The sequence below is a fragment of the Priestia sp. P5_B4 genome (assembly GCF_056400385.1).
In genome coordinates, this window is the sequence record NZ_JBFULJ010000280.1 from 1 (window position 1) to 4,483 (window position 4,483).

The 4,483-nt window shown below is 37.8% G+C and carries 4 protein-coding genes; 2 read left to right on the plus strand and 2 right to left on the minus strand.

Going from position 1 to position 4,483, the window contains the following annotated elements; translation table 11 throughout:
* Positions 1–191 precede the first annotated feature (191 nt).
* A complete protein-coding gene (locus AC1DRF_RS17485; RefSeq protein WP_025752053.1) occupies positions 192–470 on the plus strand; it encodes an AbrB/MazE/SpoVT family DNA-binding domain-containing protein in 279 nt (92 codons plus the stop codon).
* 86 nt (positions 471–556) lie between these two features.
* Here AC1DRF_RS17485 and AC1DRF_RS17490 read toward each other — a convergent pair whose 3' ends face one another.
* Positions 557–1,930: an MATE family efflux transporter gene (locus AC1DRF_RS17490; RefSeq protein ID WP_427076251.1), complete on the minus strand. Its 1,374-nt coding sequence runs from the start codon at positions 1,928–1,930 to the stop codon at positions 557–559.
* A 220-nt stretch (positions 1,931–2,150) separates the two neighbouring features.
* Between AC1DRF_RS17490 and AC1DRF_RS17495 the strand changes: the two genes are divergently transcribed.
* Positions 2,151–2,903: an SDR family NAD(P)-dependent oxidoreductase gene (locus tag AC1DRF_RS17495; protein WP_477741264.1), complete on the plus strand. Its 753-nt coding sequence runs from the start codon at positions 2,151–2,153 to the stop codon at positions 2,901–2,903.
* 31 nt (positions 2,904–2,934) lie between these two features.
* Here the strand turns inward: AC1DRF_RS17495 and AC1DRF_RS17500 are convergent, their stop codons facing one another.
* Positions 2,935–4,446: a phytoene desaturase family protein gene (locus AC1DRF_RS17500; protein WP_477741265.1), complete on the minus strand. Its 1,512-nt coding sequence runs from the start codon at positions 4,444–4,446 to the stop codon at positions 2,935–2,937.
* Between the last annotated feature and the right edge of the window lie 37 nt (positions 4,447–4,483).

Below are 4,483 nucleotides of genomic sequence, written 5' to 3' on the forward strand. Positions count from 1 at the left end.
TAAATAGTGTACGAATTGATATGATACAAAGTGTATATAAATCTATTTAATGCGTTATTTGCCATATTTTAAGAACTTATAAACCGTTATCAGACCATCATTCAAGCATTTTGGTTTTAGCAACTCTGACGAATTTGACTAGATTTGTATCGAGAAGATATTATTTGTTTAYTATGAAAGGAATGGATTTTATGAAGTCTACAGGAATTGTAAGAAAAGTAGATGAATTGGGTCGCGTAGTAATTCCTATTGAATTGCGCCGCATTTTAAATATCAACACAGGTGATCCAGTAGAAATATATGTTGATGAAGATATTATTATTTTACAAAAGTATAGCCCGTATGGTGCTTGCTTAGTAACTGGGGAAATTACGCGTGAAAACTTAACCTTTGGGAATGGAAACGTTGTGTTAAGTAAAAAAGGTGCGGAACAGCTTTTACAAGAGTTAGAGCGTACCTTAAATAAATAAGAAATTTTAGGCCTTAGTATAAGGAAGAGTATCAATCCATCTTTAAACAAAAAAAGAACGTTCTTTTGAGAACGTTCTTTTTTTGTTTAAGCCGTTCGAGAAGATTTATTCTCCTCTAGCAGCTGTTTTTTTTGTATTTTTATCAAACGATACGCAAGTCCTGTTGCGCCTGCAGCAAGCCCCGCAATTAGTCCAATCCAATAGCCAAACGCCTGCAAATCGGTGTATTTTGCTAAAACAATGCCTAAAGGTAGACCAATTAACCAATAAGATACCAAGGACATTAAAAAGGTAACATTTACATCTTTATATCCTCGCAGAGCGCCTTGAATAGGAGCTTGAAGAGCATCAGAAAGCTGAAAGAAAATTGCATAAATCAAAAAATGAGAAGTTAATGCGAGTACCTCTGCATCTTTTGTATACAAAGAAGCTACTGATTCTCGAAGAGTAAATAAAAGACCTGCGCAAACAAAAGCCATGCCAACAGCGATAGTTACACCGATCCTGCTATAGCTTCGTGCATCTTGATGACGCTTAGCACCCGCTTCAAATCCCACAACAATCGTTAAAGCCATAGAAATACTCAGCGGAATCATATAGAGAAATGAGGCAAAATTAATAGCTGCTTGGTGAGAAGCGATCGTAATGGTATTATACGAGCTCATAAACAGCGTGACGGCTGAAAAAATACTTGTTTCAAAAAAGACCGAAAAACCGATAGGTAAACCAATTTTTAATATTTCTTTCCAAGTAGAAAAAGAGATACGATGAAATTTTTTAAATAAATCGAAGTTAGAAAAAGGTTCTTTTTTATGAATAATTACAATGGATACAATGAGTATGCACCAATACGTAACGGCAGTTGCATAACCAGAGCCTACTCCACCCAAGTGGGGGAAGCCCAGCTTACCGAAGATTAATACATAGTTTAAAGCTACATTAACGGGAAGCCCTAAAATGGTGATAAGCATAGACGTACGAGTTTGCCCTAAAGCATCAATGAAGTTTCGCAAAACCGTATAAATAAAAAGCGGAATAATACCAAAAGATAAAGCAATTAAATACTGTTTGGCAATGCGCATTACGTTTGCTTCTAAATTCATCCCTTTTAAAATAGGATCAACAACAAAAAAGCCGATTAAAATAATAACAACGGCCATTAAAATGGAAACATAAAGCCCTTGAATGACGGAGAACGGAACTTTTTTCTTTTGATTAGCTCCGACAAGCTGTGCAACAATTGGCGTAATAGACATTAAAATTCCGCTTAGCCCTGTAAAAACAGGTACCCATAAGCTTGAACCAATTGCTACCCCTGCCAAGTCATCTGCACTTACCCTTCCTGACATCATCGTATCAAAAAAAGTCATTGAAAACATTCCAAACTGGGTGACCAATATCGGAAATAAAATAAAAACGAACTGCTTAACTTTTTGAGACGTTGAAAACGTTTGTTGCATTAAAAAACCCCCAATTTGAAAACATTTACACCAAAAAGCATTATATCACGCCGTGGCTTGTTTTTGCTAAGAGTTCTGACAATAAATTCAAAGAATGTATCCATAAAACGCGGTGATTTAAAAGGAGTAAAAAGGTAAAACAGTATATGATTTTAATTTTGACATGCAGTGAGCTATGATAGAAAGTATAGTAATTATCATTTAACGTGGAGGGATACGTGTGGATTTACRGTTGCAAAGTAAAAATGTACTTATTACCGGCGGGTCAAAAGGAATTGGGAAGGCTATTGCTACTTTGTTTATTCAAGAAGGAGCAAACGTTGGAATTGCGGCAAGAGGAGAGGAAGCGTTACAGGATGCACAGTCAGAATTAGAAAACGTGCGTACATATACAGCAGACCTAACAAACGAATCAGACAGAGTTGCATTAATTGAGAAGTTCATTAATGACTTCGGAAGCATTGATATTTTAATTAATAACGCTGGAGGAAGTAATGGAAGCACCGCGATGGAAACAGATTTATCCCTTTTCAAAGAAGCAATGGAGCTTAACTACTTTTCAGCTGTCCACTTGAGCAAGCYAGCAGCGACACGTATGACAAAAGATGCGGCAATCGTTAATGTTACGTCTATTTTCGGAAGGGAAAGTGGAGGGAAAGTCACGTACAATAACGCAAAATCAGCACTTATCAGCTTTACAAAGTCGTTTGCAGATGAAATGATTTCTAAAGGAATTCGTGTAAATGGAGTAGCGCCGGGAAGCATTTTGCATGAAACGGGTAATTGGAAAAAAAGAATGGATGAAAATCCGGAAAAGATTAAGCAATTTGTTGAAAACGAAATACCAGCAGGGCGCTTTGGAGAGCCGGAAGAAGTGGCAAACGCCGTTGCCTTTTTAGCATCTTCTAAAGCTTCATGGATAGTTGGTGMGACGTTAAACGTAGACGGTGGACAGTCAAAAATGAACTTTTAAAAAAAGTGCAGGAATTTCCTGCACTTTTTCATTATCCAATATCTTTTTGCATAGGAGGAATCTGAAAATCTTCATTAATTGCGTCCGCTGTAAGCTGACCAGATAATGTCACCATTGGCACGCCGCCTCCAGGGTGTGTAGAGCCGCCTACAAAATAAAGGTTAGAAAGAAGCTGACTTCTTGCCGGAATTTTAAAACCTCCATTTTTCTTACGGTCAGTTGCTACGCCATAAATGGACCCGCCGTTAGCACCGTAAAGCTCCTGGATATCGTTAGGAGTAAACGTATATTCAAACTCAATGCTTGAACGTAAGTCTTCTAATCCCATTGCCTCAAGCTTTTTCAATACGACATCACGGTAGCGGTCTTTTAATGCAGCCCAGTCGTCGCCTTCTTTTAAAGGAGGTACATGAGTAAGAACGAACAGGTTTTCTTTTCCTTCAGGAGCTTGCGTAGGGTCTGATTTAGACGATACGCCAATGTAAATTGTCGGATCCATGGCTACTTGACCTTTGTTAAAGATTGTATCAAACTCTTCTTTCTGATCCTTTGAGAAGAAGAAATTATGATGTTGAAGCTGATTGTACTGTTTGTTAACCCCTAATAAAAGAACAAGGCCAGAAACAGTAGGTTCAAATTTTGCAAGCTGCTGAGTTTGCTTAGCTGCTTGCGCATGATTTTTTAATAAATAGCGGTAAGTTGGAATTGCTTCTAGATTAGATACCACAATATCTGCTGATAGATTCTCGCCATTTTCTAGTGTAATTCCAGTTGCCTTTGCTCCGCTTGTTGTGATTTCTTTTACCGGCGTATTTAGATGCACAGTGACGCTAAGTTCTTGAAGGAGCTTATCCATCGCTTCAGCAATTTTATACATTCCGCCTTTTACGTAATAAATACCTAATCCTAGCTGAACGTGAGCAAGCTGTGTTAATACAGCCGGTGCATGATAAGGAGAAGAACCGATGTACATAATTAAAAAATTAAACAATTGACGCAAATGTTTGTTTGAAAAATATTTGCGTGTAGTAGCATCCATAGACCTCATTGGATCCATTTGAAGCAGTTCTTTTACCGTGTGCATCGTTCGTAAATCGTGAAGTCCAGATAAACTTTTTTTATAAAAACTTTTTAAGTTCGATTCATACATTTTATTTGCATAAGATAAATAGTCAAAAAAACCTTCAATGTCTTCTGGAGCAAGTTCTTGAAGCTGCTGAAGCATGCGAGGAAGGTCACTGGTCAAATCAATTTGTGTTCCATCTTGGAAAAAAGTTCTCCACTGAGGCTCAATTCGTTCTATTGTTAAGTAGGCGTGGATATTGCGGCCTGCACTGTCAAACAGTTGCTCTAGCACCCACGGCATTGTTAAAATAGAAGGTCCCGTATCGAAAGAAAATCCTTTGCCGCTGCGAATATTTAACTTACCGCCAATTCGCTCGCTTTTTTCAACGATTGTTACATCATATCCATCAGCTGACAGACGAATAGCAGCTGACAGACCACCTAAACCTGCGCCTACAACAATTACTTTCTTTTTCATCTTTTTCCTCCTTATAAAACAAAAGCGAGTTGTCAAC